The following is a 20,706-nucleotide window of genomic DNA, read 5'->3' as shown; positions in this document are numbered from 1 at the left end:
CGTCCTCGCACACACTGGAGACGGTATGAACAACGTTGTCGAGTCGACCCTTTCGATCGAGAAGAATCCGAACCCCGTTCCGGCGGCCGAGCGCGCGCGCCTGCTGGAGAACCCCGCATTCGGCCGCGTGTTCACCGACCACATGGCCACCATCCGCTACACCGAGGGCAAGGGCTGGCACGACGCGAAGATCGTCCCGCACGGCCCCATCCAGTGCGATCCGGCCACGCTGGTGCTCCATTACGCGCAGGAGATTTTCGAGGGGATGAAGGCATACCGTCTGCCAGACGGCGGTGGTGTGCTGTTCCGCCCCGAGGCGAATGCGCGCCGGTTCCAGAATTCCGCCAAGCGCCTGGCGATGCCGGCGCTGCCCGAAGACCTGTTCCTGCAAGCCGTGCGCGAGCTGGTGCGCCTGGACCGTGAGTGGATTCCGTCGGGGCAAGGCGCGTCGCTGTACCTGCGGCCGTTCATGATTGCCACCGAGGCGGTGCTCGGCGTGAAGCCTTCCGCCGAATATCTCTTCTGCGTGGTCGCCTGCCCGGTGGGGGCGTACTTCAAGGGCGGCGCCTCGGCGGCGGTCACGATCTGGGTGTCCGATGCCTACACGCGCGCCGCGCCCGGCGGCACGGGCGATGCGAAGTGCGGCGGCAACTATGCGGCCAGCCTCGTTGCCCAGGCCGAGGCCACGCGCGAGGGCTGCGACCAGGTCGTCTTCCTGGATGCCGTGGAGCGCCGTTGGATTGAAGAGCTCGGCGGTATGAACGTCTTCTTCGTCTTCGACGACGGCTCGCTGCAGACGCCGCCGCTCACCGGCACGATCCTGCCCGGCATCACGCGCGATTCGCTGATCACGCTGGCACGCGGCATGGGCATGACGGTGCGCGAAGAACCGTATTCCATCGACCAGTGGCAAGCCGACGCCCAGAGCGGCCGCCTGCGCGAGGCCTTTGCCTGCGGCACCGCCGCCGTGGTCACGCCGATCGGCAAGGTGAAGGGACGCAAGCACAACTTCACCATTGGCGACGGCGGCGCGGGCGAGATCACGGGCCGCCTCAAGGCCGCACTGGTCGATATCCAGCAAGGCCGCGCGGCAGACCCGCACGGTTGGGTCGACCGCCTGTTTTGAACTGAACTGAAGCGACGCAGACAAGCGGATATGACGCAGACGCTTTCCCTGGACGCTACAGAAACGTGGGTCACCACCGCCGGCGGCCGCCTCTATGTCAAGCAATGGGGCGGCCCGCCGGATGATGCCGCCCAGCCGCCCATCGTGCTGCTGCATGATTCGCTCGGCTGCGTCGAGCTGTGGCGTGATTTTCCGCAGCGCCTGGCGCTGGTCACGGGCCGCGCCGTCATCGCGTATGACCGGCTTGGCTTCGGCAAGTCCGACCGCTATCCGGGCCAGATGGGGCCGGATTTTGTCGAGCAGGAAGCCCACAGCGGTTTTGCAGCGCTGATCGAGCAACTTGGCGTGAAGCGCTTCATCGCGTTTGGTCATAGCGTGGGCGGCGGCATGGCGGTGTCGATTGCCGCCGCGTATCCGGACTGTTGTGTCGGTTTGATTACCGAATCCGCACAAGCCTTTGTCGAAGAGCGGACGCGCGAGGGCATTCGCACCGCCCAGGCGCAGTTTGCCGAGCCCGGCCAGATGGCTCGGCTGGAGCGGTATCACGGCGACAAGGCGCAATGGGTGCTGGATGCCTGGGTCAACACGTGGCTGTCGCCGGCCTTTGCGCAGTGGTGTCTTGATGAGGTGCTGCTGGGTGTCCGCTGCCCGGTCCTGGCCATTCATGGCACGGAAGACGAGTACGGTTCAACCGCGCAGCCGGAGCGCATCGTGACGCTGGCCGGAGCACCGGCCAGGCTTGCGCTGCTGCCGCGCTGCGGGCACGTGCCGCATCGGGAGCAGGAGGCCGCGGTGCTCGATGCGGTTTGCACGTTCGTTGCCGCATCGGTCTGATGGCAAGCGCCTGACGCCGCCGGTTGTGCCACCTAGCCCATGGAACTCTATCAACTCAAAGCCGTACTGGCCGTTGCCCGCACCGGCCAGCTCGCACGTGCCGCCGAGCAGTTGCATCTGACGCAGTCCGCCATCTCCAAGCAGATCAAGGGGCTGGAGGATGAGCTGGGCGTGCTGCTGTTCGACCGCACGCCCACCGGCATGACCGTCACCGCAGCGGGCCGGCGCCTGTTGCCCGTTGCGGGGCGCATTGTGGAATCCGCGCAGGAGATGACCGCGCTGGCATCGTCGCTGCGCGGCAATGTCTCGGGCGTGCTGCGCCTCGGGACGATCATCGACCCGGAATCGATCCGCCTGGGGCCGCTGCTGGCGGCGCTGCTGGAGTTCTATCCGCACATCGACGTGACGCTCGCGCACGGTATTTCCGGCAGCGTGTTGCAGATGCTGCGCGACGGACAGGTCGAGGCGTGCTTCTACCTCGGCACGTTGCACGACCCCGAGATCGCCGTGCACCCACTCGCCGTCGAGCACTACGTGGTGGTGGCACCGGCTGCATGGCAGGCACGGCTGCAAGGCGCCACGCTGGAAGACCTTGCCGGCATGCCGTGGCTGGCGACGCCTGCCGGCAGTTCGCAGCACGGCATGGTCGCGCAGATGTTTGCCGAACGCGGGCTGTCCTACAACACCGTGGTCGAGGCCGATCAGGAAGCTTCAATGATCGAGCTGGTGCAGTCCGGCGTGGCCTTGGGGCTCATGCGCGAACGCCTTGCCGCCGGCATGGTGCGCAGCGGCCAGGCCGTCATCTGGGAAGGTGCCCGCCTGCCGTGTCCGCTGTGCCTGCTGCACCGCCGCGCCGGCACCGACAACCCCATGGTTCAGGCCCTGCTAGCGACACTGCCAATGGTCTGGCAGCCAGAGCCCGACATCGCTTGAGACAAGCACAAGACCTACAAGCATTCGCTTGGACGCCAACACCCGCATCCAGACGGTCTGGCTTTTGACTTTCCTGCCCTATGCGGCGCCTTGAATTTCTGTTGCAAGGAGGAAAAAGGAAGGGAAACTGTCCGAGCGCAGCGAGTTTTTCCCTTCCCCTCCTTGCGACAGAAATTCAAGGAGTGGGTCGCCGCATCGGGCGCGCCTTTCTTTGCTTACNNGGCAAGACAAAGAAAGTGAGTCAGCCCCGGCAGGGGATGAAACGGGGGATGCCCCGCCAAGGCTGATACCAATGCGTTTCCGCAAATCCATGAAATCGGAAAACGCTCCGAGGCCGCGCCTCACCCTAGGGTTTGCCCCGAAACGCACAATAGCAGTCAACCACAAAGCCTTACCCCACAACGGGTTTCCTATACGTTCACGCGGTCTTGAAGATTCTCCAATGGGCGCGGCGCGCGCCGATCCGTAGACTGCCCCCATCTGCTCAATCCCTTGAGGTCTCACATGCAACCCACGCCTCCCGCCAACCATCAAGCGCTGCTGCGCGCCATGTTCGACGCCGCCGTGGCGAGCGCGCAGCCGTCACGCTGCCTGGCGCCGCATCTGCCGCAGCCCCCCAAGGGGCGCACCATCGTCATCGGCGCGGGCAAGGCATCGGCGGCCATGGCGCAGGCGCTTGAAGCGCATTGGTCGGCGCCGCTGGAGGGGCTGATCATCACCCGCTACGGTTACGCCGTGCCGTGCCAGCGCATCGAGATCGTGGAAGCTGCGCACCCGGTGCCGGATGAGGCGGGCCTGCGGGCGACCGCGCGCATGCGCGAGCTGGTGTCTGGCTTGACCGAAGACGACCTCGTCATCGCGCTGATTTCCGGCGGGGGCTCGGCACTGCTCGTGGCGCCGGGCGAGGGCATCAGCCTGGCCGACAAACAGGCCGTGAACACGGCGCTGCTGCGTTCCGGCGCCAACATCGCCGAGATGAATTGCGTGCGGCGCCACCTCTCGCAGGTCAAGGGCGGGCGGCTGGCAGCAGCCTGCCATCCGGCGCGCGTGGTGACGCTGCTGATTTCCGATGTGCCCGGCGACAACCCGGTCGACATCGCGTCCGGGCCCACGGTGGCCGACCCGACCACGCGCGCAGACGCGCTGGCGATTCTTGAGCGCTACCAGATTGCCGTGCCCAACAGCGTACGTGCCTACCTGGACCGCAACGAGGCCGAAAGCATCAAGCCGGGCGACCCGCGCCTGCGGAACAGCGCCACGCACTTCATCACGACGCCGCAGGTTGCGCTGGAGGCGGCTGCCAAGGTGGCACAGGCCGCAGGCTATACGCCGTACATCCTCGGCGACAGCCTGGAGGGGGAGGCACGCGACCTTGGCTTGGCCATGGCCGGCATGGCGCGGCAGGTGGCGCGGCGCGGCCAGCCGTTCCAGGCGCCATGCGTGTTGCTCTCGGGCGGGGAGACGACCGTGACCGTGCAGGGCAGCGGCCGTGGCGGGCGCAATGTGGAGTTCTTGCTCTCGCTGGCGGTGGCGCTTGATGGGCTGCCTGGTGTGCACGCCATCGCCGGCGACACCGACGGCGTGGATGGCGCCGAAGAGATTGCTGGCGCCTGCATCGCGCCCGACACGCTCGCGCGTGCATGGGCCGCCGGCCTCCACCCCCGCAAGAGCCTCGACAACAATGACGGCCATGGCTTCTTCCAGGCGCTGGGCGATTCTGTCGTGACCGGGCCGACGCTCACCAACGTCAACGATTTCCGCGCCATCATCATCGATCGCCCGGTGGGCGGTGCGTAACGCGTAAAGCGCCGGCGTGGACATTCCGGCGCATGGGCGTGTTTGCGCCGCACCAAAATCGAACGACCGTTTGTAAAACACCAGTTTCAAGCACCCGCGATTTTCCCGCCCGTGAGCGCCTTGCCACGGGCGTTCTTGTTTGGAAGCGCGAGCCTAGATTCACGCGTTGGCAATCCTCCTTTGCTGCCCCTATAAAACAAGCGTCGGGCATGGCCCCGGCGGCGCGCACGCGCACGTATGCCACCCAGCGGGGCAAACAGGAGGAAGACAATGGCAACACCCGGCACGGTCGCGTCCGTTGAATGGACCGACGGCAAGCGGTATCTCTGGATGCTCGGCGCGTTGACGATCACGCTGCCCATCATCGCCGCCGTCTCGGCGCTCGCCACGGGGTGGCATCCGCTGTGGTGGGCTGGGCCGGTCATCGTCTTCACGATCATCCCGCTGCTCGATCTGCTGATCGGCGACGACCGGGACAACCCGCCCGAAGCCGTCGTCCCCACGTTGGAGAAACAGCGCTACTACCGCCGCATCGTCTATCTGGCAACCACGGTGCTCTACGTGAGCTTTGCGGTGGCGATGTGGGTGCTGCACACCTACCAACTCGTCTGGTACGACTACATCGCGTTCGCATTTTCGGTGGGCGTGGTGACCGGCATCTCGATCAACACCGCGCACGAACTCGGCCACAAGACCGACGGCTTCGAGCGCTGGTTGGCGAAGATCACGCTTGCGCCGGTGGCGTACGGACACTTCTTCGTGGAGCACAACCGCGGCCACCATGTGCGCGTGGCCACGCCGGCCGACCCGGCCAGCGCGCGCTATGGTGAATCGTTCTGGGCATTCTTGCCGCGCACGGTGGTGGGCAGCGTCAAATCGGCCTGGGCGCTGGAGAAACAGCGGCTTGAGCGCAACGGCCACTCGGTCTGGTCATGGCGCAACGACGTGCTCAACGCCTGGGCGATGACGGTGGTGCTGTGGGGCGTGTGCATTGCCTTCGTGGGCCTCAAGGCGGTGCCGTTCCTGTTGATTCAGGCGGTGTACGGCGCCTCGCTGCTGGAGGTGGTCAACTACCTGGAGCACTACGGCCTGTGCCGCAAGCAACTTCCCAGCGGCCGCTACGAGCGCTGCAACCCGCAGCACTCGTGGAACAGCAACCACGTGGTGACGAACCTGTTTCTCTACCAACTGCAGCGTCATGCCGATCATCACGCCAACCCGACGCGCTCGTTCCAGGCGCTGCGCCATTTCGAGGGGTCTCCGCAACTGCCCGCAGGCTATGCGGCCATGATCCTGATCGCCTATGTACCGCCGTTGTGGTTTCGCGTGATGAACCCGCGCGTGGTCGAGCATTACAAGGGCGACATGTCGCAGGCGAACATCAAGCCTTCGATTCGCGCGCAGGTGCTGGCGCAGTATCCGGCGCGGGCCTGAGGCCCGCTTCACGGCGCGGAGAAAAACTCGGCAGAATGCTCGCGGGATCTTCCAGACAGACTGCCAGAGCACGCCATGCATACCGCCGCCCCGGGGCCGCTGCCCGATGCTGTTCCCACCCGCCTGCGATCCAGCGCCGACCTTGGCTGGCGGGGGTTTGCCGCCACGCTGCTTGGCATCCGCGCGGGAACCTACCGGGTACCCGCCACGGAGCATCACCGCGTCAACGTGCATGTCGGCGCACCGGTCAAGGCCAATTGTGTGTGCGACGGCCGCCGCTATTCGCGCATTCAGGCGCATGGTGATACCGATGTGGTGCCCGCCGGGCTTGCGGGCATGTGGACGGACGAATCCGACTGCAGCATCCTGCAGATCGGGATCAGCGACGCGTTTGTCCGCACGGTCCACGCGCAACTGGAGGCACGCCCGGTGCGCGCCGGCATCGAGCCGCATCTGCAATTGCGCGACCCGCGCATCCATCATCTGGCCTCTGCGCTGGGTGCCGAGCTGGAGGCACAGGAGGCCTCCGACCCGCTATATGCGGAAAGCCTGTGCACGGCCATCGTGGTCCGCCTGCTGAATGGCGAGCCGGCGCCTGCCGCCGGTTCGAGAACGCTGGCGCCCAGGACGGCGGCGCGCGTGGTGGACTACATCGAAAGCCATCTGCACCAACGGCTCGCGCTGGCTGATCTGGCAGCGCAGGCCGGCATGAGCGTCCCGCATTTCAAGGTGTTGTTTCGCACCACCCTGGGCGTGCCCGTGCATCGGTACGTTGTGCAGCGCCGGGTGGAGCGCGCCAGGTCGATGCTGTTGGAAGGGCGGATGAGCGCCACGGAGATCGCCCTGGAAGTCGGCTTTGCACACCAGAGCCACCTGACCCGATGGATGCGCCGCTTGCTTGGTGTCACGCCACGCGAAGTGGCGCGCTCGGGTTCAGGCAGGTCTGCGGCGGCGCAACGCGATCATCCATAGCTGCGAAATTCCTCTTTTCCTGCAAGTCGCCTTTCTCGACCTTGTTTAGGCTCCCGTCTCGCTGGTCCGGCGTGCGCTCGGTCGCCGAGTCACACAACGGGCTTTGATGCCCGCGCCGCATGCTGGCGGCCAGTGCAATCCGACAAAGGGGGGGCAAAACATGTACGTCATTTTTGGAGCGTCGGGCAACGTCGGGCGCGCAACCATCAGCGCCTTGCGCAATGCCGGCAAGCCCGTGCGTGCCGTGGTGCGCGATGCGCGGCAAGGTGATCGCTTTGCAAAACAGGGGTGTGAAGTTGCCCGTGCCGATCTGACGGACGCGGCGTCCGTTGCCGAAGCGATTGTGGGTGCCACGGCGGTGCAGATCCTGTGCCCGGTGCCGGTGCGCGATCCGCACCCCGAATCGACGATGCGCCGCATGATCGATGTGGTCGCTGATGTCTTGCGGGCCAATCCGCCGCCCAGGGTGCTTGCGCTCTCCGATTACGGTGCCGAGCTGGAGCAGGGGACCGGCCTGACGCTCCTGTTCCACTACCTTGAGGTGCGCCTGGAGCCGGTGGCGACACACCTGACCCTGCTGCGGTCTGCCGAGCACGTGCAGAACTGGGCGGCCATGCTGCCGGTCATGCTGGCCGTCGGCACGTTGCCGAGCCTGCATCATCCGCTGGACCGGCGCATTCCCGTCATCGCGGCGCAGGATGTCGGCACGCTGGCCGCCGAGTTGCTGATGGAGGACACACGCAGCCCCAGCCCGCGCATCGTCAGTGTTGAAGGCCCACGGCGCGTAAGCGTGCTTGATGTGGCGCACGCGTTCAGCGAGGTGAGCGGTCGGGAGGTCGCCGCTGTCGAGTTGCCGCGCAACGCATGGGCGCCGAGCTTGCAGCGTGCCGGACTCAGCGAGAACCACGTGCAACTGCTGACTGACCTGTACGACCAGCACAACGCCGGTCACATCGATGTCGAGAGGGGGGCGACAGAACAGCGGTTCGGCAAGACTGAACTGGCGGACGCCGTTGCCGCATTGGTGGCGGAACACGCCCGCTCGAGATAGCTGGGGTCCGGTGATGCAACGGCGTGCAAATGCGAATGCCTCTTATGCGGATTTCGGTCTGCGCCCCTGGGGTATTTCGCGCAATGCCTGTAACGCCACTATGATCTCGGGAAATCCCCGGGGTCATCATGCTGCTTTGTCGTTCCACGCGCGCCATCTGGATGACGGCTGCGCTGTCAGGGTTCGCCTTGCCGGCGCAGGCCGTCCTGCCTGACGAAATCCAGGTCTACACCGGCGATATCAACGCCCCCGGGCAGTTCGGGCTGGAACTGCACCTGAACACCGCGCCCAGCGGGATCGGCGAGCCGAGCTATCCGAATGAAGTCACGACGCCGCACGGGTGGCGTGCCACGGCGGAGTTCTCCTATGGGCTGACGCCGTCGGTGGAGCTTGGGCTGTACGTTCCGACCACGCTCACGCGTGAGAACACGTATTACGTCACCGGCCCCAAGCTGCGGGTCAAATGGATGCCGCTGCGGCCCGTGGATGACGTCGGCCAGTTCGCCGGCATCAACGTGGAGCTTGCCCACGTTGCCGGGCGTTTTGAGCAATCGCAGAACGCTGTGGAGTTGCGGCCCATCTATGGGTATCAGAACGCGCAATGGCTATGGGCGGTCAACCCGGTGCTCGACTGGAACCTCTCCGGCCCGGGGAGCAGCGGCGTGCCGGAGGCCGCTCCGAGCTTCAAGATCGCGCGCACGGTCATGACGGGCGTACGCGCCGGCGTGGAGTATTACGCCGGGCTGGGGCCCATCAACCACATCGCGCCGCTGCATGAACAGCAGCACTCGGCCTTCCTGGCCTTCGATGTCGACCTCAAGCCGTTCGTCTTCAACGTCGGCATCGGGCGTGGCCTGACGCGCGCGACCGATCGCTGGACGGTGAAGTGGATCTTTGAGATTCCGCTCGGTTGAGTTCTGGCAACGCCGTCGTTGAGCGCCTATGCTTCGCAGCACTCGGTTGACCCGGGGCCAACGAGGGGGGCGCTATGACGACGATCGACATCCGCTGCATCGCGCTGGCATTGCTGTTGTCGGCTTCCGCCACGCATGCCGACGACGATCTGCAGAATCGCGGTCACGACCCGTTCTTCCAGATATCGTCTGGCGTCTCCAACTGCCCTGAACCTGCTGGCCCGCGCATCAGCGAGGCGGAATGGAAGCGCGATTCGCATCACCGTATCGAGCACGGCAACCACTGCTGGCTGGAAGGTCGCTGCCGCTTGCCGAATGCCTTTGCCTACGACGGCGAAATTGCCGACACCGCGCAGCGGCGCCTGCAATGGATGTCGATCCACGTGCCCGGATGGCGGCAGAACAGCACGCTCTGGGTGACGGTGTGGCAGCGGTGGATGCTGGTGCAGGGCTGCGTCGCGCCGGGTTTCTCACTGGCGCCGTTCATGGCCGCGCTGCGCGAGGTGCCCGACGTCGAGCGCTTCATCGACGAGACGACGGCACACCCCGAGCGCGGTGTGCCGTACGCGCTGTTCCGCAAGGGGACGGCCGCGGTTGCAAAACCTTGAGCCTGAACGCACCGTGTGCGGGCTCAGTGTCGGTGCTTCTGATACGTGCCGACGAGTTGTGCCTGGGCCAGCACGTGGCCGCGCATGGCACGTTCCAGCCCCGTCTTGGTGAGCGCACCGAGCTCGGGCAGTTCAACGTCCAGCGCGTAGAGCTTGTGGACGTAGTGATGGCGTCCGACTGGCGGGCATGGGCCGCCATAGGCTGTGTGCTGCCAGTCGTTGGTGCCGGCGCGGGTGCCCGGTGGCAGGCCCTTGTGCGCCGCATCTTCCGCCAGGGCTGCCGTGCCGGGCGGGATGTTGTAGAGCACCCAGTGGACCCATGTCATCTGCGGTGCCGCCGGGTCTGGTGCGTCCGGGTCGTCAACGATCAGGGCCAGGCTGCGCGTGCCCGTCGGCACGCCGGTCCAGGCCAACGGCGGCGATGTATCCGAACCTTCGCACGTGAGACGGTCGGGTATCTCGGCGCCCGCGGCAAAGGCGGGAGAAGTCAGGGTCAGCGTCATGGCGTTCCTCACTTGAGCGGAGACGGGGAGGCCGCACAGGCCCGCGAGCAGCAGCGTCAAGATGCACGTTGGACGGCTTGCGTGTGGCATGTCGGTATCCCGTTGATTGGTGCCGTGCCAATGGCGACAACACCTTCGACTCTCTTCAAGCTAGTGCGCGACGGCGATACCGACAAGGGCCATCGGGCTGCGCGCACTGATCGGGAGCAGGTAGGCGGCCCAGAGTGCCAGAGTGCCCGGAGTGCTTTATGCAAACCACCCCAGCGCCAGCGCTACTACCGCAGGTACCGTCTGGACAAAGAGAATCCGGCGGTTGACGGTGATGGCGCCCCAGATGCCCGCCACCGCCACGCAGATCAACCCGAACAGCGCAAACGCGGCGTTGATGGCAGGGTCCGGCGCCACCAGCCCGATCACCAGCGCCGCCACCAGGAAGCCGTTGTACAGCCCCTGGTTGGAGGCCATGGCGGCGGTTTCGGCTGCCTTCTCGGGCGTGATCCGGAACACCTTGGGGCCGCGCGTCTTCCACAGCACCATCTCCAGAACGACGATGTAGACGTGGATCAGCAGCACCAGCAGGTAGACGATCAGGGCGAGGGTTTTGATCATGGCGGCGGTCAGTCGTGAGTTGTGAGCGTGCCGCAATGATAGAGAGTTTGTCTCAGAGCGCGGTCGGGGCGCGGGCATGGGCAAAGGCGTGCAGCGCTGTTTCCACCGGTGCCATGGGTGCCGGCTCGATCGCCGCGCGCGCGGCTTCGAGGGCGCCTTCGCAGAGGTAGCCGATGGTTTCCCGCGCGTTGCGCACGAGTGTCTTGCCTGCGGGCCGAAGAGCGATCCGGCGGCCGTTGTCTGTGCCCTGACGTTCGATCAGGCCGATCTTCTCCAGTGCCCGCACACGTTTGAGCACGGCCGGACGTGGTAGCCCAACCGGCCGCACGCATTCCAGGAGGCTAGCCTCGCCCGCAGCGGTGGAGGCCAGCCAATCCAGCAGGGCGAAATCGCAGAAGTCGATGCCGTAGTGGGTGCCGAGCGCATCGTCGAGCTTGAGGCGAAGGCTGGCGTGGGCGCGCTGCACGGCCATGCAGAACCCGAATGCGGAAGCGGTCATGCCACGCGCTCCTCATCCTCATACCCGGCGGCCCCCTGACACGGGATTTCCTGGCGCCAGAGCGTGACCAGGGTTTCCAGTTCTCTTGCGACATCGAAGCCCGGTTCTTCGCGTGGCTTGACCAGGTCGAGCACCTCAAAGACGAAGCTCGATTCGCCGTGGTCGGCCCAGTCCTTGCGCAGCAGCAGGTTGGCGTGCCCGCCATGCTTCAGTTCGAAGTGATGCCGGTTGAGCGCTGCCTGCGCATGAGAGCTGCCCTTGACCAGCGCTCTGCCCGTGATGAGGTTGCGGATTGCATAGACACCCGCGCGCGTGCGGGTCTCAAGGTACTGGCGTTTCAGTGCCCGTCGGTCGGTCATGGTGGGGCCTTGCAGGATTCAAGTGTCGCCAATTATTACCCGGGTATAAAGACTGGTCAATAATATCCGGGTTAAATTGTGGCGACCAAGTGCCATCAAGGCCATCTCGATAGTCGTAGTGCGGCTGCAAAATTCACCATCGAGGGCTATGCTGTGCGCTTTCGTTTCAGGCAGAGGAGCCATCCCATGACAGCAGCGCAAGGATCCATGATTTCGTTCAAGCGTCCGGACGGCCAGGAACTCCAGGGCTATCTGGCCAAGCCCGCCAAGGCGGCGGGCGCGCCCGGGGTGGTCGTGATCCAGGAATGGTGGGGTCTGAATGACCAGATTCGCGGCGTGGCTGACCGTCTGGCGCGCGCCGGTTACGTGGCGCTGGTGCCCGATCTCTACCGCGGCCAGATGACGGTGGAGGAGGAGGAAGCCCACCACCTGATGACCAACCTGAACTTTGGCGACGCTGCCACGCAAGACGTTCGCGGTGCCGTGCAATATCTCAAGCAGACCTGCGACCGCGTGGGCGTGACGGGCTACTGCATGGGCGGCGCGCTGACACTGCTGACGCTGAGCAACGTGCCGGAAGTGGATGCCGGCGTGGTGTGGTACGGCTACCCTCCGCTGGAATACATCGACGCCTCGAAGATCAAGGTGCCGGTGCAGGGGCACTGGGGTACGCAAGACACCGCCTTCAATATCGAAGGCGTCGATGCACTGGAAAAGAAGCTCGTTGATGCGGGCGTCGATGTCGAGTTCCACCGTTATCTCGCGCACCACGCCTTCGCCAACGAGACGGCCGTGGGCGAAAACCGCATCGCCATCACGCAATACGATCCGGTGTGGGCGCAGCACGCCTGGGATCGTGCTCTGACGTTCTTCGGCCGCACGCTCTGGCCGCGTCAGGGCTGATGCGCAGTCTCAGGCGGCGAGGATGGCCCGCGCCGCCTGATCTCCCCACCACGCGGCTTCTTCAAACACCGAATAGCCGGACAGATCGGCATGCGCGTAGTGAATCGGCCCGGCGCTCTCGCGCAGGCGCGCGATGCCCGGTCGAGAGAGAAAGCCCGGCGCCGGAATCGCCATGGCATGCCCGCGCAGGGTCAGGTCAGCCCGCCGGATCTGCGTGCGCAGGCGGATGCCGTACACCGTATCCAGATCGGCCAGCGCGCGATCCAGCAACGCTTGCGGTGATTCCTTGAGCAGCCATTCACGTGCCGTCTTGGGCGTCATGTCCGACAGCGCCACGTAGGCTGTGAACACGCTCTGCGCGGGCGGCCCGACGCGGATGTCCTGGTGGTTGGCCACCACATAGCCCAGCCCCGTGCCGCGATAGACCACGTTGTCCCACGCCAGCGGGGTGTCGTCATGCTCGGGCGGGAATCCTTCGATCAGCAGGTTGGCAAGCAGCCACGGCGCGGCTTCGGGCAGTTCGGCGGCGGGCACGTCAAAGCCCTCGACGATGTGCTTGGCAACGTGCAACGGCATCGCGCTGACCACGTGGTCGGCCAGCAGGCGGATCACACGTCCGTCGGGCTGCAGCACGTCGGCCAAGACGCGTGCGCCTGCCTCGTTGGTCTTGCCGATGCGCGCGGCGCTGCCCGGGAGCAGGCGGCCGGCATCGTTCAGGCCAGCGGCTTGGAACAAGCGCTCGGCCATCCAGTCCAGCCCTTCCGGCCACGTGAGCACGGTGCCCTGTTCCGCATTGCTGGCCATGCCGCCGCGGCTGGCGAAGTAGGCAATGCCGGCCCAGGCGGAGACGTGGTCGGCCGTGGCGCCGTAGTCGTCGCGGCAGCAGTAGTCGGCATACCAGTGCAGCGTGGCGGCGCGGTAGCCCTCGCGGTGCAGCCAGTCGCGGAAGGTGAGCGCATCGAGCGCGCGCCAGGCCGGGTCTGCGGAAGAGAGCGCAGTCGGAACGGCGAAGAGGCGGCGGCCGTCGTTGCCGGTGGTCTGGCGCAGGCGGTCGATATGGGCGAAGAAGCGGGTGTGCTCGGCACGCTCGGCCGGCGAGATGCCCTCGTGCGGCACGAAGCCGTCTTGCCAGCGGTTGCCCAGCCACAGGCGTTCATCGGGCGCGTGAACGAGGACGCGTTCATCATAGGTCGGGCGCAGGGCAAACGGGTTGCGCTCGATTACGCCAAAGTCGGCCAGCATCTCGCGCACGTGCGTCGATTCCATTGACGGCAGCGGCAGGTAGTGCGCGCCGGTCGGAAAGCGCTGGGTGCCGAACGCGCCACCAGCGGCATTGCCGTACCGCTCCGGCCCCTCGACGACAACGACATCGCTCCGGCCGCTCTTGGCAAGGCGCCATGCGCAGCTCAACCCGCCGATGCCGCTGCCGCAGATGGCGACGCCCGCGCGGCGTGTTTCCGATGGCGCGGGCAAGGCCTTGAGGTCGCGCAATTGGTGCCCGGCTGCCTGGCCGGGCATGCGCACGTTGGGCGTGATCTCGGTCAGCGCACGAAAGCCGGCCCAGGAAGCGGCACCGGCCGCTGCCACACCGGCTGCGGCCGCGCCGATCAGGAAGCTGCGTCTGCTGTTCATGGGGTGCCGGTCATCAACGCAGCACACCGTGCCAGTCTTCTTCAAAGTACCGCACCAACGATTGGTTGTTCAGCCGGTTGGGCTCGACCTGCGGGCGCGGCATGTCGGGCGCGAAGCTGAACATCTGGTGCGTGGTGTCGGCATCCAGGAAGCGCGTCGGCACGCGGTATGAGGTGGGCGGCTGGAAATCCGCGCGCCCCGGCGCGGCCAGGATGAAGCCCCATTCGCCAAAGGACGGCACCAGCGCGTGGTACGGCCACGTGCGGTAGCCAGCTTCCTTCAACGTCGCGTCCACGCACCAGTACGAGCGCGGCGCGAAGTAGGGCGAAGTCGCCTGAATGACCACGAGCCCTGTGTCCGCCACGTGGCGCGACAGCAGCCGGTAGAACGGCACCGAATACAGCTTGCCGATGCTGAAGTTGGACGGGTCCGGAAAATCGACGATGGCCACGTCGAACATGTCGGTGGCGGTCTGCAGCCATTGCCCCGCGTCGGCGTTGACTACCGTTACGCGCGGGTCGCTGAACGAATGCTCGTTGAGCGCGACCAGCGCCTCGGCGTGCGAGAACAGGTTGGTCATGCGCGGGTCCAGGTCGACCAGCGTGACGTGCTCGATTTGCGGGTACTTCAGGATCTGCCGCAGCGCGAGGCCATCGCCGCCGCCCAGCACCAGCACGCGCCGCGCACCGCGCACCGATTCCAGCGCGGGCAGCACCAGCGCCTCGTGGTAGCGGTATTCGTCGCGTGAAGAGAACTGCAGGTTGCCGTTGATGTACAGGCGCAGGTCGTCCTTCCAGCGCGTCACCACCAGCCGCTGATACGGCGATGAGATCGCATGGATGATCTCGTCGCCGAAGAGCGCGCGCTCAGACCATTGCGTGAGCCTGTCCGACGCGGCAAAGCCCGCGAGCAATGCCGCCGCCACCGCGCCCGCGCGCCACGCCATCGCCGTGCGCATGCGGGCCGAAAGCGCCAGCTCGGCACGGAAGTGCCAGAGCGTCCAGACCGCAATCGCCGTGTTGAACAGTCCGAACAGGAAGCCCGTGCGCACCAGCCCCAGGCGCGGCGCCAGCACCAGCGGAAACAGCAGCGAGACGGCCAGCGCGCCCAGGTAGTCGAACGTCAGCACGCGGCTGACGAGGTCCGAGAACTTGGCCTGCCGGCGATGCAGCATGCGCATCACCAGTGGAATCTCCATGCCAACCAGCACGCCGATCACCGTCACCAGCGCATACAGCACGAGCCGGAACGGCGCCGATTCCAGCGCAAACAATGCAAACAACGCCGCCGCCGACACGCCGCCAAACAGCCCGACCAGCAGTTCCAAGTCGACAAAGCGCGCCAGCAGTGCCTCGTCCGCCACGTAGCGCGACAGCCACGAGCCGATGCCCATCGCAAACAGGTAGGCGCCGATGATGGATGAGAACTGGAGGATGGAATCGCCCAGCAGGTACGAAGCCAATGCCCCGGCAATCAGCTCATAGGCCAGCCCGCACGAGGCGACCACGAACACGGCCAGGACCAGCAGGGCACTGCCGCGACCTTGTGGGCTTTGTGGTGGGGAAGATTCGAGAACGGCGTCGGTCTGCGGCGTCGACATGCGAGGGGCGGGGGTAGGCAGAGGATGATCGGGCGTTAACAAAACCACCGACGCGCCGTTGCGGCGAGCGCGATTGTGCCGATTTTTTGCCCTGCCTGCGAGCCCATTTCGCCAGCGCCTACGCCGCCGCTGCCGCGCTGGCCCCCGTCAACGCCCGCACCCGGCTTTCGTCCGCCGCCAGCTCCCGCGCGTTGCCGGCATGGACGATGCCGCCGTCATCCAGCACATAGGCGTAGTCGGCAATTTCCAGGCTCATGCGCGCGTTCTGCTCGACCAGCAGCACGGTGATGCCCGCGTCGCGCATCTGCGACACCACGCGAAACACCTCGCGCACCACCAGCGGCGCCAACCCCTGAGACGGCTCGTCGAGAATCAGCAGGCGCGGGTTGAGCAGAAGCGCGCGCCCCAGCGAGAGCATCTCCTGCTCGCCGCCGGAGAGCGAACGTCCGCGGCTGAATCTACGCTCGGCCAGGCGCGGGAACAGCTCGTAGATGCGGGGGATCGTCCACGGGCCGCTGCGTTCGCGCGGCACCTTCAGGTTTTCTTCCACCGTGAGATTGGCGAATATCCGGCGCCCTTCCGGCACGTAGCCGACACCGCTGGCGGCGATGCGGTAGGTGGGCCAGCGCGTGGTGTCGGTGCCAAAGATCGTCACGCGCCCCTGCCGCGCGGGCGTCAGGCCCATCAACGTGCGCAGCGTGGTGGTCTTGCCGGCGCCGTTGCGCCCAAGCAGCACGGTGATGCGGCCATCCTCCGCTTCCAGGCTCACGCCGTGCAGGATGTGGCTTTTGCCGTAGTAGGTGTGCAGCCCCTCGGCAATCAGGGCGGAATGCGGGGCCGCGTTCATGATGCGTTTCCCAGGTAGGCCGCCTGCACGGCCTCGTTGGCGGCAATCTGTTCCGGCGTGCCCTCGGCCAGCAGATGCCCGCGATCGAGCACCGTGATGCGATCGGCCAGGTCGAACACCATGCGCATGTCGTGCTCGATCAGCACGATGGTGAAGTTGTTCTCGCGATGCAGCCGGCGAATCAATTGCATGGTTTCGTTGGTCTCCTGATCACCCATGCCGGCCGTGGGCTCATCCAGCAGCAACAGGCGCGGACGCAGCGCCAGCGCAATGGCGATCTCGGTGGTGCGCTGGTCGCCGTGGGCCAGCTCGCCGGCCAACCGGTCGGCCTTGCCTCGCAAGCCAGTGAGTTCGAGCGTCTGCTCCACGTGCTGTCGCACACGCGCCTTGTCTGCCGCGCCGATCCACGGCCGCAGGCGAAAGCCCGTCGCTGCCTCCGCGCTGATGCGCACGTTTTCGAACACCGTCAACTCCGGGAAGATCTCCGTGATCTGGAACGTGCGCGCAATGCCGGACGTCACGCGCCGGTGCGCGGGCAGGGCAGTGATGTCCTGCCCTTCAAAGGCGATGGTGCCCGCGCTCGGCCGAAAGAAGCCGCTGATGAGGTTGAAGAACGTTGTCTTGCCCGCGCCGTTTGGCCCGATGACGGCACGCAGTTCGCCCGGCTCGACAGAGAGCGACACGTTCTGCACTGCGACCAGGCTGCCGAAGTGCTTGCTGACGCGTTCGACCGCAAGGACACTCACGATTCACTCCTGCGCTGGATCACACCCAGCAGCCCGCGCGGGAAGAACAGCACGATCGCCACGAACAGCATGCCGACAAACGACATCCAGTTGATGGTGATGCTCGACAGATAATCCTGCAGCACGACAAACACCACCGCGCCCAGCAGCGGCCCCCAGAAGCTGCGCATGCCGCCCATGACGGCCATCATCACAAAGTCGCCCGACTGGCTGTAATGCAGGCCGCGCGGGTCGGCAAAGTTATTGAGCAGCGCATACAGTGCGCCTGCAAAGCCCATGAAGAAGCACGACAGCGTGAAGGCAATCCAGATGTGCCGGTTGACCGGGATGCCGAGAAAGCGTGCGCGCCGCTCGTTCTCTCGGATGGCAATCATGGTGTGGCCGAACGGCGAACGCAGCACGCCCGCCATCACGCCTGTGGCCAATGCCAGGCAGACCAGCACGAAGTAGTAGAACGCGTCGGCATTCGACAGGATGTCGATGGTGGTGAAGCCAAGATGCAGCGGTGCGCGTGCGAAGCCGCGCAGCCCGTCGTCACCGCCCGTGAGCGAACTCCATTGGAAGGCGATGTAGTAGAACACCTGCCCGAAGGCGATGGTGACCATGGCGAAATACACGCCGCGCCGCCGCACGCTCAATGCGCCCAGCAGTGCACCGGCAACGCCGCCCAGCAGCGTGCCGCATGCCAGCGCCAGCGGTGTGCTCGGCGCCAGGAACTTCAGCGCAAGGCCGGCGCCATATGCCCCCAGCCCGAAGTACGCCGCATGCCCGAACGACAGCACACCCGTGAAGCCCAGCAGAAAGTTGACCGACATGGCCGCCAATGCCAGCACCAGCACGCGCGTGCCCAGTGCGGTGTAGCCGCCCAGCAGCGGCATCCAATAGGGCGCGAGCAGCAGTGCTGCCCAGATGGCCAGCAGCCCCAGCAGACGGCGAAGCGGCACGGGCTTGCTCATGTCAGCATGCCTTCTTCACCAAGCAGCCCGCGCGGGCGCAACAGCAGCACCAGCGCCATCATCACGTAGATGACGGCCTCGCTGGCCGCCGGCACGAACACCGCCGTCACGCCCGACGCTACCCCGATCAACAGCCCGCCCAGCAGCGTTCCGGTCAAGCTGCCGACCCCGCCGACGATGATGGCGATGAAGCTGGGCATCAGCAGCCCCGTGCCCATGGTCGGCTCCAACCCGAGTTGCCCGGCCGCCAGCACGCCGGACAGACCCGCCAGGAAGATACCGACCGCAAAGTTGAGCGAGCGCAGCCGCCCCACGTTGATGCCGAGTGCCGCCACGGTTTCCAGGTCCAGCGTGCCGGCGCGGATGCGGATGCCCATGCGTGTGTAGCGCAGCAGCAGGAAGAGCGCCGTCACCGTCACCGCCACGGTGCCGACCATGAACAACCGGTAACCGGTGATGAAGAAAAACTCGTTGGAGAGCGGCTGCGCCAGCGCTTCGGGAATCGTCACTGGCTTGCCCTGCGCGCCCCAGATGAAGCGCGTGCCGTCTTCAAACACGAACGCCAGGCCGAAGGTCAGCAGCAGGCTGTAAAGCGGGTCGCGCCCGTAGACGTGGCGGATCAGCAGGCGCTCCAGCACCAGCCCGATGAGCGCGGCAATCGGCGGCGCAATCAGCAGCGCGCCCCAGAAACCGACATACGGCGTGATGGTGTAGGCGATGTAGCCGCCGATGACGAGAAAACCGCCGTGCGCAAAGTTGATGACGTTGCTCAGGTTGAGGATGAGCGACAGCCCGAGCGCCATCAGCACGTAGAACGCGCCGATGATCAGCCCGTTGGTGATGTTGAACAGCAGCAGTTGCGTCATGGCCCCCCGCGCGTCTACCGGAACCCTGGGCGCGCGCTCCGTATGCGCGCTGGCCTGCAGTCAGATCAGGTCGGCCACTTGATGGTGCAGCCGGTCGCGCTCTCGGGCGGCGCGGTCTGGTCGCCGGGCACGACGTGGTCGACGCGGAACAGGTCTTCCGGGTCGCCCGCTGGCTTGGTCAGCGCCTCGCCCACAAACGACGACGTCATCAACTGGTGATCCCCCTTGCGGTAGTAGCACTTGTTGGGCTGCAGCTTCACGTCATCAGGCAATTCGTAGCCGCCCAGCGCCTCGGCCAGTTTGCGCGCGTCGAGGGTCTTCTCGCGATTGGCCACGCCCGCCAGCGTATGCACCGAGGTATAGCCGAACCAGTGGCGTGCGGTCGGCACCTTGCCGTTGTTGACCTTGCGGATGTCGGCGACGAACTTTTCCACGTGCGGCACGCCCGGCTGCTTCCAGTACCACTCGAACATCCAGACGCCGACGCGCGCCTCGGGCGGCATGGCTTCCAGCGATTCCAGCTCCTGCTGCAGCCCCGCAATGTGCATCTGCTTGCCGATGCCGAACTGCGCAATCTGCTTGAGGCAGTTGACCATGTCGGAGCCCTGCGGCAGCACCAGCAGCACGTCGGGATTGGCGGCGCGCGCCTTGATGAGGAAGGAAGAGAAATCGGTGGTGCCCAGTGGCGTCAGCTCATTGCCGGTCATGGTGCCGCCGAGCTTCTGCAGGTCGGCCGCTGCGGCTTTCTGCAGCGTGTGGCCGAAAGCGTAGTCCGGCGTGATGAAGTGCCACTTCTTGCCGTACTTGGTGAACAGCAGGCTGGCCACCGCGTTGGCCTCCATGCTGGTGGTGTTGCACACGCGGTAGACATTCCATTTGCAGTCGCTGCCGGTGATGGTGTCGGTGTGTCCGCCCGAGACGATGTGCAACACCTTCTTCTCGTTGCTGACCTGGGCGATGGCCTGTGCGATGCCGGAGTTCACGTCGCCGATCAGGAACGTCACCTGATCGCGCTCGATCAGCTTGCGCGCCTTCTGCACACCGGTGCCGACGTCGTTGGCGGAGTCCTCCACCAGCAGCTCGATCGGCCGGCCGAGGATGCCGCCTTTGGCATTGATCTGTGCCACGGCAAGCTTTGCACCCGTGACTTCGTTCTGGGCGACTGCGGCGTAGACGCCGGTCAGCGGGTCGACCATGCCGATGCGCAGAGGGGCATCGCCGCGCGCCTTGATGATGAAGGGGGGCGCCAACTGCACCGCCGCCGCCGCGACGGCAGTTTTCAGGATGGTGCGTCGGTCAACGTGATTGCATTTCGGTGTCGTCATGGTAGCCCCCTGACTGTCTGTCGAATCGACCGATCCCTGCCCACCACTTTAGGTGTGCGCATAGCGTTGCACAAGGCAGGTCAACCCGCGAAAACGGTTGATGGGTAAGGGTTTCTGCGGTGAGGGGGAGGAGGCGGACGCGGGACCATGACCACCATGTATAGAAGGGGGCACGCCGGCGGAAATGAAGGC

General features: G+C 65.9%; 21 protein-coding genes. 10 read left to right on the top strand and 11 right to left on the bottom strand.

The genetic code is table 11. The features are described from left to right. The first annotated feature begins 25 nt into the window (after nt 1-25). The 9 genes from B4F51_RS06915 to B4F51_RS06875 all read left to right on the top strand — a co-directional run bounded on the left by B4F51_RS06915 (nt 26) and on the right by B4F51_RS06875 (nt 9,669). Nucleotides 26-1,126, top strand: a complete 1,101-nt coding sequence (locus B4F51_RS06915) for a branched-chain amino acid aminotransferase (RefSeq protein ID WP_296224346.1) — start codon at nt 26-28, stop codon at nt 1,124-1,126. A gap of 30 nt (nt 1,127-1,156) precedes the next feature. After that, nucleotides 1,157-1,960, top strand: a complete 804-nt coding sequence (locus tag B4F51_RS06910; protein WP_296224345.1) for an alpha/beta fold hydrolase — start codon at nt 1,157-1,159, stop codon at nt 1,958-1,960. Between the two features lie 39 nt (nt 1,961-1,999). Then, a complete protein-coding gene (locus B4F51_RS06905; RefSeq protein ID WP_296224344.1) occupies nt 2,000-2,893 on the top strand; it encodes a LysR family transcriptional regulator in 894 nt (297 codons plus the stop codon). 504 nt (nt 2,894-3,397) lie between these two features. After that, nucleotides 3,398-4,690 (top strand): glycerate kinase type-2 family protein, encoded by a 1,293-nt coding sequence (locus B4F51_RS06900; RefSeq protein ID WP_296224343.1) that lies wholly within the window; start codon nt 3,398-3,400, stop codon nt 4,688-4,690. A gap of 270 nt (nt 4,691-4,960) precedes the next feature. After that, on the top strand, nt 4,961-6,124 hold the full coding sequence (locus B4F51_RS06895; RefSeq protein ID WP_296224342.1) for an alkane 1-monooxygenase: 1,164 nt from the start codon (nt 4,961-4,963) through the stop codon (nt 6,122-6,124). A 75-nt stretch (nt 6,125-6,199) separates the two neighbouring features. Further along, on the top strand, nt 6,200-7,096 hold the full coding sequence (locus tag B4F51_RS06890) for an AraC family transcriptional regulator (protein WP_296224341.1): 897 nt from the start codon (nt 6,200-6,202) through the stop codon (nt 7,094-7,096). 160 nt (nt 7,097-7,256) lie between these two features. Next, nucleotides 7,257-8,147 carry an NAD(P)H-binding protein gene (locus B4F51_RS06885; RefSeq protein ID WP_296224340.1) on the top strand — a complete coding sequence of 297 codons (891 nt, stop codon included), beginning with the start codon at nt 7,257-7,259 and terminating at the stop codon, nt 8,145-8,147. Between the two features lie 128 nt (nt 8,148-8,275). Beyond that, nucleotides 8,276-9,061 carry a hypothetical protein gene (locus B4F51_RS06880; RefSeq protein ID WP_296224339.1) on the top strand — a complete coding sequence of 262 codons (786 nt, stop codon included), beginning with the start codon at nt 8,276-8,278 and terminating at the stop codon, nt 9,059-9,061. Between the two features lie 74 nt (nt 9,062-9,135). Next, a complete protein-coding gene (locus B4F51_RS06875; RefSeq protein ID WP_296224338.1) occupies nt 9,136-9,669 on the top strand; it encodes a BON domain-containing protein in 534 nt (177 codons plus the stop codon). A gap of 23 nt (nt 9,670-9,692) precedes the next feature. On the opposite strand, the gene B4F51_RS06870 is transcribed toward B4F51_RS06875, so the two are convergent. The 4 genes from B4F51_RS06870 to B4F51_RS06855 all read right to left on the bottom strand — a co-directional run bounded on the left by B4F51_RS06870 (nt 9,693) and on the right by B4F51_RS06855 (nt 11,639). After that, complete coding sequence (locus tag B4F51_RS06870) at nt 9,693-10,172, bottom strand: YbhB/YbcL family Raf kinase inhibitor-like protein (protein ID WP_296224337.1); 480 nt, start codon at nt 10,170-10,172, stop codon at nt 9,693-9,695. Between the two features lie 246 nt (nt 10,173-10,418). Then, the gene (locus B4F51_RS06865; RefSeq protein WP_296224336.1) at nt 10,419-10,781 is read right to left on the bottom strand and encodes a DUF1304 domain-containing protein; all 363 of its coding nucleotides are present in this window, start codon (nt 10,779-10,781) and stop codon (nt 10,419-10,421) included. Between the two features lie 52 nt (nt 10,782-10,833). Beyond that, the gene (locus B4F51_RS06860) at nt 10,834-11,280 is read right to left on the bottom strand and encodes an AsnC family transcriptional regulator (RefSeq protein ID WP_296224335.1); all 447 of its coding nucleotides are present in this window, start codon (nt 11,278-11,280) and stop codon (nt 10,834-10,836) included. Then, nucleotides 11,277-11,639, bottom strand: a complete 363-nt coding sequence (locus B4F51_RS06855) for a GIY-YIG nuclease family protein (protein ID WP_296224334.1) — start codon at nt 11,637-11,639, stop codon at nt 11,277-11,279. The genes B4F51_RS06860 and B4F51_RS06855 overlap by 4 nt, the downstream gene beginning before the upstream one ends. A 186-nt stretch (nt 11,640-11,825) precedes the next feature. On the opposite strand from B4F51_RS06855, the gene B4F51_RS06850 reads away from it, so the two are divergent. Beyond that, nucleotides 11,826-12,542 carry a dienelactone hydrolase family protein gene (locus B4F51_RS06850; RefSeq protein ID WP_296224333.1) on the top strand — a complete coding sequence of 239 codons (717 nt, stop codon included), beginning with the start codon at nt 11,826-11,828 and terminating at the stop codon, nt 12,540-12,542. Nucleotides 12,543-12,551: 9 nt separating this feature from the next. On the opposite strand, the gene B4F51_RS06845 is transcribed toward B4F51_RS06850, so the two are convergent. The 7 genes from B4F51_RS06845 to B4F51_RS06815 form a co-directional block, all read right to left on the bottom strand. Next, a complete protein-coding gene (locus B4F51_RS06845) occupies nt 12,552-14,174 on the bottom strand; it encodes an NAD(P)/FAD-dependent oxidoreductase (RefSeq protein WP_296224332.1) in 1,623 nt (540 codons plus the stop codon). Between the two features lie 13 nt (nt 14,175-14,187). Further along, nucleotides 14,188-15,774, bottom strand: coding sequence for a polyamine aminopropyltransferase (locus B4F51_RS06840; protein WP_296224331.1), 1,587 nt, complete (start codon nt 15,772-15,774; stop codon nt 14,188-14,190). A 118-nt stretch (nt 15,775-15,892) separates the two neighbouring features. Then, nucleotides 15,893-16,621 carry an ABC transporter ATP-binding protein gene (locus B4F51_RS06835; protein WP_296224330.1) on the bottom strand — a complete coding sequence of 243 codons (729 nt, stop codon included), beginning with the start codon at nt 16,619-16,621 and terminating at the stop codon, nt 15,893-15,895. After that, nucleotides 16,618-17,367: an ABC transporter ATP-binding protein gene (locus tag B4F51_RS06830; RefSeq protein ID WP_296224329.1), complete on the bottom strand. Its 750-nt coding sequence runs from the start codon at nt 17,365-17,367 to the stop codon at nt 16,618-16,620. The genes B4F51_RS06835 and B4F51_RS06830 overlap by 4 nt, the downstream gene beginning before the upstream one ends. Next, nucleotides 17,364-18,323 (bottom strand): branched-chain amino acid ABC transporter permease, encoded by a 960-nt coding sequence (locus B4F51_RS06825; protein ID WP_296224328.1) that lies wholly within the window; start codon nt 18,321-18,323, stop codon nt 17,364-17,366. Before B4F51_RS06825 ends, B4F51_RS06830 begins: the two co-directional genes overlap by 4 nt. Then, nucleotides 18,320-19,189: a branched-chain amino acid ABC transporter permease gene (locus B4F51_RS06820; RefSeq protein ID WP_296224327.1), complete on the bottom strand. Its 870-nt coding sequence runs from the start codon at nt 19,187-19,189 to the stop codon at nt 18,320-18,322. Before B4F51_RS06820 ends, B4F51_RS06825 begins: the two co-directional genes overlap by 4 nt. Nucleotides 19,190-19,254: 65 nt before the next feature. Then, nucleotides 19,255-20,514 (bottom strand): ABC transporter substrate-binding protein, encoded by a 1,260-nt coding sequence (locus B4F51_RS06815; RefSeq protein ID WP_296224326.1) that lies wholly within the window; start codon nt 20,512-20,514, stop codon nt 19,255-19,257. Between the last annotated feature and the right edge of the window lie 192 nt (nt 20,515-20,706).

Origin of the sequence: Ralstonia sp. UBA689 (genome assembly GCF_002298975.1) — a bacterium.
Lineage (GTDB): Bacteria > Pseudomonadota > Gammaproteobacteria > Burkholderiales > Burkholderiaceae > Ralstonia.
This window is presented reverse-complemented; position numbering and strand designations above follow the sequence as displayed.

Bases quoted from the DNA above. Each gene is read 5' to 3' on its own strand.
- B4F51_RS06915 (WP_296224346.1), top strand. From the start codon at position 26: ATGAACAACGTTGTCGAGTCGACCCTTTCGATCGAGAAGAATCCGAAC.
- B4F51_RS06910 (WP_296224345.1), top strand. From the start codon at position 1,157: ATGACGCAGACGCTTTCCCTGGACGCTACAGAAACGTGGGTCACCACC.
- B4F51_RS06905 (WP_296224344.1), top strand. From the start codon at position 2,000: ATGGAACTCTATCAACTCAAAGCCGTACTGGCCGTTGCCCGCACCGGC.
- B4F51_RS06900 (WP_296224343.1), top strand. From the start codon at position 3,398: ATGCAACCCACGCCTCCCGCCAACCATCAAGCGCTGCTGCGCGCCATG.
- B4F51_RS06895 (WP_296224342.1), top strand. From the start codon at position 4,961: ATGGCAACACCCGGCACGGTCGCGTCCGTTGAATGGACCGACGGCAAG.
- B4F51_RS06890 (WP_296224341.1), top strand. From the start codon at position 6,200: ATGCATACCGCCGCCCCGGGGCCGCTGCCCGATGCTGTTCCCACCCGC.
- B4F51_RS06885 (WP_296224340.1), top strand. From the start codon at position 7,257: ATGTACGTCATTTTTGGAGCGTCGGGCAACGTCGGGCGCGCAACCATC.
- B4F51_RS06880 (WP_296224339.1), top strand. From the start codon at position 8,276: ATGCTGCTTTGTCGTTCCACGCGCGCCATCTGGATGACGGCTGCGCTG.
- B4F51_RS06875 (WP_296224338.1), top strand. From the start codon at position 9,136: ATGACGACGATCGACATCCGCTGCATCGCGCTGGCATTGCTGTTGTCG.
- B4F51_RS06870 (WP_296224337.1), bottom strand. From the start codon at position 10,172: ATGACGCTGACCCTGACTTCTCCCGCCTTTGCCGCGGGCGCCGAGATA.
- B4F51_RS06865 (WP_296224336.1), bottom strand. From the start codon at position 10,781: ATGATCAAAACCCTCGCCCTGATCGTCTACCTGCTGGTGCTGCTGATC.
- B4F51_RS06860 (WP_296224335.1), bottom strand. From the start codon at position 11,280: ATGACCGCTTCCGCATTCGGGTTCTGCATGGCCGTGCAGCGCGCCCAC.
- B4F51_RS06855 (WP_296224334.1), bottom strand. From the start codon at position 11,639: ATGACCGACCGACGGGCACTGAAACGCCAGTACCTTGAGACCCGCACG.
- B4F51_RS06850 (WP_296224333.1), top strand. From the start codon at position 11,826: ATGACAGCAGCGCAAGGATCCATGATTTCGTTCAAGCGTCCGGACGGC.
- B4F51_RS06845 (WP_296224332.1), bottom strand. From the start codon at position 14,174: ATGAACAGCAGACGCAGCTTCCTGATCGGCGCGGCCGCAGCCGGTGTG.
- B4F51_RS06840 (WP_296224331.1), bottom strand. From the start codon at position 15,774: ATGTCGACGCCGCAGACCGACGCCGTTCTCGAATCTTCCCCACCACAA.
- B4F51_RS06835 (WP_296224330.1), bottom strand. From the start codon at position 16,621: ATGAACGCGGCCCCGCATTCCGCCCTGATTGCCGAGGGGCTGCACACC.
- B4F51_RS06825 (WP_296224328.1), bottom strand. From the start codon at position 18,323: ATGAGCAAGCCCGTGCCGCTTCGCCGTCTGCTGGGGCTGCTGGCCATC.
- B4F51_RS06820 (WP_296224327.1), bottom strand. From the start codon at position 19,189: ATGACGCAACTGCTGCTGTTCAACATCACCAACGGGCTGATCATCGGC.
- B4F51_RS06815 (WP_296224326.1), bottom strand. From the start codon at position 20,514: ATGACGACACCGAAATGCAATCACGTTGACCGACGCACCATCCTGAAA.